General features: G+C 59.8%; 7 protein-coding genes. 4 read left to right on the top strand and 3 right to left on the bottom strand.

What is annotated here, in order from left to right; all coding sequences use genetic code 11:
- Positions 1-41 precede the first annotated feature (41 nt).
- Together PXK01_RS21680 and PXK01_RS21685 are read right to left on the bottom strand one after the other, a co-directional pair.
- Positions 42-275: a TetR/AcrR family transcriptional regulator gene (locus PXK01_RS21680; RefSeq protein ID WP_446728470.1), complete on the bottom strand. Its 234-nt coding sequence runs from the start codon at positions 273-275 to the stop codon at positions 42-44.
- 193 nt (positions 276-468) lie between these two features.
- Entirely contained in the window at positions 469-819 is a 351-nt protein-coding gene (locus PXK01_RS21685) for a winged helix-turn-helix transcriptional regulator (RefSeq protein WP_037275416.1), read from the bottom strand.
- Positions 820-947: 128 nt separating this feature from the next.
- Between PXK01_RS21685 and PXK01_RS21690 the strand changes: the two genes are divergently transcribed.
- The 3 genes from PXK01_RS21690 to PXK01_RS21700 are packed head-to-tail and all read left to right on the top strand — an operon-like array spanning position 948 to position 3,194.
- Complete coding sequence (locus tag PXK01_RS21690; protein ID WP_008282860.1) at positions 948-1,760, top strand: DODA-type extradiol aromatic ring-opening family dioxygenase; 813 nt, start codon at positions 948-950, stop codon at positions 1,758-1,760.
- 28 nt (positions 1,761-1,788) lie between these two features.
- Complete coding sequence (locus tag PXK01_RS21695; protein ID WP_065334271.1) at positions 1,789-2,682, top strand: NAD(P)H-binding protein; 894 nt, start codon at positions 1,789-1,791, stop codon at positions 2,680-2,682.
- Positions 2,683-2,705: 23 nt separating this feature from the next.
- Positions 2,706-3,194 (top strand): luciferase domain-containing protein, encoded by a 489-nt coding sequence (locus PXK01_RS21700; protein WP_065334266.1) that lies wholly within the window; start codon positions 2,706-2,708, stop codon positions 3,192-3,194.
- Positions 3,195-3,506: 312 nt separating this feature from the next.
- On the opposite strand, the gene PXK01_RS21705 is transcribed toward PXK01_RS21700, so the two are convergent.
- On the bottom strand, positions 3,507-4,940 hold the full coding sequence (locus tag PXK01_RS21705; RefSeq protein ID WP_274861707.1) for an ISKra4 family transposase: 1,434 nt from the start codon (positions 4,938-4,940) through the stop codon (positions 3,507-3,509).
- Here PXK01_RS21705 and PXK01_RS21710 point away from each other — a divergent pair.
- The coding region (locus tag PXK01_RS21710; RefSeq protein ID WP_274861709.1) for a hypothetical protein at positions 4,939-5,123 on the top strand (185 nt) is incomplete at its 3' end. The genes PXK01_RS21705 and PXK01_RS21710 overlap by 2 nt on opposite strands.

The following is a 5,123-nucleotide window of genomic DNA, read 5'->3' on the forward strand; positions in this document are numbered from 1 at the left end:
TGGACGACTTTTACGCCGCCCGCGACAACACTATGCCGTCGCTACCGTGGCCGAGTATTGCTCCGCCGTTCACAGATTTCTTCTGAAAGTTTGTCGCATTCAGCTTGTAAAACGCTTAAGAAAAGCCTGTCTTTGCTTGGGAAATGCGCATAAAGGGTCGCCTTCGAAACCTTGGCTTGTTCGGCAATGGCATCGACACTGGCGCCTTCGAAGCCGCACTTCAAGAAGACCTCCCTCGCCCCTCTAAGCACATCGGCAACTTTACTTTCTCTCATGGCGATCACCTGGTTCCAAAACGTGATAACGAACGCACAGTGCAACATGACTGGCCGCGCTCAAAGGCGTCCAACAGGTCCATCAACTGTCATTCGCAAAAGCCGAGCGGCGCTGCGTAGCTCACAAACACAACCGTCATGAATCGGCACCGCCCAAAGCTGGTAAACGCACGCGTTTTTCGGGCTGGCGCAGTCAAACAGCGCCCAAGTCATCGTCCTGAAACACCCCCTCAGCTTTCCAGCGTTCCGCGATAGTTCCCAGTGCGTCCAGAACGCTTCGCAGGTCGTTCCCGCGTGGCGTCAAGCCATAGGTGACCGCAGGCGGGATCGTCTCGGCCTGTTCGCGCCAGATGACCCCGGCACCTTGCAGCATCCGCAGACGCTCGGTCAGCATTCGGGTCGATATCCCCGGCACAGAGCGCTTCAGCACCCCGAACCTTTGCGGCCCCTGATCGTTCAGGACCCAGATGATGTAGGTGGTCCACGGCCCCATGAGCAGCCGCAGGATCGCATCCATCGGGCACTGTGGCGGCGTTTTGGACATCGCTGTGCGCTTCCTTCCCAGATGGTTACTTTATCGTCCCTACTTTAATTTTTTCCATAACTCAACTATTACACCTCCTGATACAGGCACTCGAGGGTTACCTTGGCAACCGGGAGGGACAATCGGACATGGCCCGCCAGCCCACGCTCTTCATTCCCCACGGGGGCGGCCCCTGCTTCTTCATGGACTGGACTCCGCCCGATGAATGGGACCGACACCGGCAGTTTCTGGAGAATCTTCCGGGCACACTGCCTGAGCGCCCCAGGGCGCTTCTGGTGATCTCGGGTCACTGGGAGGAACCCGCGTTTACCGTGCAGACAAGTCCCACCCCGCCGCTTCTGTTCGACTATGGCGGTTTTCCGCCGCATACCTACGAGTTGACCTGGCCCGCCCCCGGCGATCCGGCGCTGGCCGATCGCGTGCATGACCTGATCCGCGCCGCCGGTCTTGCCGCCGCGAAGGATGCCGCACGGGGTTTTGACCACGGCGTCTTTGTGCCACTCAAGGTCGCCTTTCCAGAGGCTGACATTCCCTGCGTCCAGCTGTCGGTTGCCAGCGATCTGGACCCCGCGCGCCACATTGCGCTCGGTCAGGCCCTGGCCCCCCTGCGCGATGATGGCGTGCTGATCCTCGGCAGCGGCAACACCTATCACAACATGGGCGTGCTGATGCAAAGCCTGCGTGGCGGGCCGCGCGGCCCCGTCGTTGGCGGCGCGTTCGACGCCTGGCTGACCGAGGTGATGACCTGTCCCGATCCCGAGGAACGCAACCGCAGGCTCGTGCACTGGTCAGACGCACCGGGCGGTCGCGATGCCCATCCGCGCGAAGAGCATCTGATCCCACTGCATATCGTGGTGGGCGCGGCGGGCAACGATATCGGTCGCAAGACGCTGGAGGATCACGTTCTTGGCGCTGTCGAAAGCGCCTTCCGCTTCGGTTGAACAGAAAACGCAAAAGGAGAACCACAAGATGTCCGATAGCATCCAAGGCCCCTTCATCGTCACCGGCGCCTCCGGTCAGCTTGGCCGTCAGGTCGTCGAGAACCTGCTTGCGAAGGGCGCGAATCCCGTTGTTGCCATCACCCGCACGCCCGACAAGCTCGCCGATTTGCGCGCGCGCGGGGTTGAGGTCAGGGCGGGCGATTTCAATGATCCGGCCACGCTTGGCGCGGCCTTTGCCGGTGGCGGGCGGCTGCTGATCATCTCGACGGACGACCTTGAGCCGGGCAAGCGGCTTGCCGCGCATCGCAATGCAATCGCCGCCGCGCAGGAGGCCGGTGTAACGCATATCGTCTATACGTCGCTCACCAATCCAGATGAAAGCAGCCCGATCACCTTTGCCGCCGATCACCGCGAGAGCGAGGCGCTGATCAAGCAGACCGGCCTCCCGCACACGATCCTGCGCAACTGTCTTTACGCCGATCTCTTGCTGATGAGCGGGGCGCAGGCGATTGGCGCGGGGGCGCTTTACGCGGCGGCGGGTGACGGCAAGGCGGGCTATGTCACGCGCGCCGATTGCGCCCGCGCCGCCGCAGCGGCCCTGTTGTCCGAGATCGGATCGACCCTGCGCGACATCACCGGACCCGAGGCCGTCGGCCATGCCGAGATCGCCGCGATACTGTCCCAAGTTGCCGGCAAGGAGATCCCCTACGTCCCGATCACGCGCGACGCCTTGGTTGAGGCGATGAAGGAACACGGCCTGCCGGAGTTCATGGCGAATGTCTTCTCCTCCTTCGATGTCGCCGTTGCCAAGGGGAATCTCGACGTGGCCTCGGATGACGTGAAAAAGCTGACCGGGCAAAAGCCACAATCGGTCCGCGATTTCCTGCTGGCCAACACGCCCGCACTGAGCGGGCAGGCGTAAACGACACCCAAGGAGGCCCCGTCATGCTGAATATCCCGCCGCGCGAGGGGCCAAGGCCCGTCACCACGCCTTGTGCCCCGCATACCCAGATCAGTCAGAACCCAGATGCCGCGACAGCTCAGGCATTCAGGGACAGGGCCTTCGATTTCCCCTTTGTCATCCGCCAGCCCTCGATGATCTCGGTGCCGGGGGCCGAGGCACTTTGCCTCGAACACGGGCGCGGCTGCGGCTGCCGCGAGGCGTTCATGATCGGCACCGAGTTCGCCCATGTCCATCCGCCGCAGGACGGTAGCCTGCACATGATGCTGCCAGAGGATGCGGTGCCGAAGATCGTCGATCTTGGCTGGGCAGAGCCACATCCGATGGCTGCGGCGGGCATGATCCCGCCCACGGCTGTCATGGTCTATGCGCCCAGAAATGAGCCCGAAATCGATTCAGTTCTGGGCCTGCTGGGCCTTTCCTATGACTTTGCCCGGGGTCGGCTCGGACGGGTGGACAACATCGTTCTGTAACGGATGCGCCGTTCAATCCGGTTGTGAAACCGCATGCGGATGATTTAGGGTTCAGGCGCGTCGCAAGAATAAAAAACACGCCCGAATCATCACAACAAGCGAGTATCCAGTGGCAAAAAACAGACCCGTTATCATGGCCGCGATCGTCATCGCTGTCGCCGTATCCGGCTTTTTGATCTGGCAAAGCACCCTATCCGATACGGACGCGGAAGGATTCGCGCGCGGCAACGGGCGGATCGAAGCGGTCGAAATCGACGTTGCGGCCAAGCTGCCCGGGCGAATTGACACGGGGGACCGTTCAAAATGTTGGGGTCATGCCGCTTTAAGGAGTGGCGGTTTTGGGTTCAGCAGGCTTGCCACATAGGGCGATCCTTCGGTTTCAGGCGGGACGTATCGGGTTCGATCCGGGAGATCACCGTTCAGCATTGCAGCGCGCACTTTCAGCAGATAATGCGCGCCGGTTCGTGACCATCGCATCTGCTGTTTCTTGACGAACCGTTTGGCTACGAGCGCGTTCACGCTTGCTTCTGCCGGTGATGTTGCAATGCGTCGTCCTGCGCGATGGCGTTCAGCGTAGTTGATGACTGATTGACTGTTTCGGCTAATATAGGTGCTAAGTTTCTCCAGGAGCTTGTCTGCGCGTTGGGCCCAGAAACAGTGACCTGTCTCTGAGGAAAGCGCCTTTCTGACGAGAGCTATCAGATCCAGAGCACGCTTTGGTTGGCCGTTCCAAAGTCTCCATTTGATACGGTCGATGTCTTGCTCGAACAGACCATAGCCCTCGGGTACAGTCAGTGCTATCTGGGCCAGCGGCTGAAGTTTCATTGAAATATGAAACCAGTCGAGAATGTGAGTGGCCGGCTGCGGCAACATGCCAGTCAGGCGCTTGAGGCATTCTTCGCCGTCCGAGATCACAGTAATCTCCCCTCGACCAATATATCCCTGGTCGTTCAAAGCCAGTGAGGCGGTCGCATCCAACTCAGCCAACTGTGTCCCCTCGAACGCAAAGAGCGGTCCAGGGCTGTCGCCTCGACCGCCACGTCCGCAATGACCGACAACCGCCTCAAATGTGCGCCCGCCCCAATTCTTCACCAAGGGGATATGCGCGGTGTCGACGGTGAAGATGAATTCGCGCGCGGGATCGTCCTCCATCTGCAACTCCAGTTGGGTGCGGTCTTCTTTAGCCAAGAATTCGTTCCAGCGCCGACTGCGTTCAGCGTCTTCGATGCGCTTTCCAACCGAAAGCGTGCGATGGCGAAGGGTGGTAAACTTGCGCGACATTTGATCGGGGAGGAATGTCGACAGTATGTCCGATGCCTCGCGGTAGGGCAGCTTGGTACCAAGCCTCGCCGACAGCTCCATCAGTTCGGGCGTGGCGCGATCAGGACAAAGATCCGCGGCTGGAGAGAACGTGAAACAGGCCCATGGGGTGCATCTTTGGCAGATCATCAGGCGAGGAGAGGTCAACGGAACTGCGCCAAAAACCGTCAGTATCTTCCGTGTCCGGTAGTCTTTGATTGGCAGCTGACCACCACAGCACTGACAGATGCGCCGGTAGCGTACCCAGAGATCAAGCTCGCGCTGCACGACAGCCTTCTGGATTTCACGCATGATCTCTTTGCCGTCCTCGATCGAACAGCCGATGCGACCGTCAGTCAAGCCATCAAGATCCTTCTCAAACAGGAACTCCTGCCGATACTCCTCACCGGTCAGATCGACCGCTTCTACCGTGATGCGCCAATGCATGATTCCCTCCGCCTTGAGTAAAAAATGGAAGCTTTCCACGGCCGGTCAGAAATTGCACCCCAGACAATTGAACGGTCTCGATTTCGTTGGATTTCCCATCTCACAATTAAGGGTTCTGCCTCAATTTGTGTGGCGCAACTATCCTGAGCTTGGAACATTCGGGAGGGATAGTCGTGATTTCAA

The sequence above is a fragment of the Phaeobacter sp. PT47_59 genome (assembly GCF_028890025.1).
Taxonomy (GTDB): Bacteria; Pseudomonadota; Alphaproteobacteria; order Rhodobacterales; family Rhodobacteraceae; genus Phycobacter.

Excerpts from the sequence above, each read along its gene's own strand:
- PXK01_RS21685 (WP_037275416.1), bottom strand. The coding sequence starts at position 819 with ATGTCCAAAACGCCGCCACAGTGCCCGATGGATGCGATCCTGCGGCTG.
- PXK01_RS21695 (WP_065334271.1), top strand. The coding sequence starts at position 1,789 with ATGTCCGATAGCATCCAAGGCCCCTTCATCGTCACCGGCGCCTCCGGT.
- PXK01_RS21680 (WP_446728470.1), bottom strand. The coding sequence starts at position 275 with ATGAGAGAAAGTAAAGTTGCCGATGTGCTTAGAGGGGCGAGGGAGGTC.
- PXK01_RS21700 (WP_065334266.1), top strand. The coding sequence starts at position 2,706 with ATGCTGAATATCCCGCCGCGCGAGGGGCCAAGGCCCGTCACCACGCCT.
- PXK01_RS21690 (WP_008282860.1), top strand. The coding sequence starts at position 948 with ATGGCCCGCCAGCCCACGCTCTTCATTCCCCACGGGGGCGGCCCCTGC.
- PXK01_RS21705 (WP_274861707.1), bottom strand. The coding sequence starts at position 4,940 with ATGCATTGGCGCATCACGGTAGAAGCGGTCGATCTGACCGGTGAGGAG.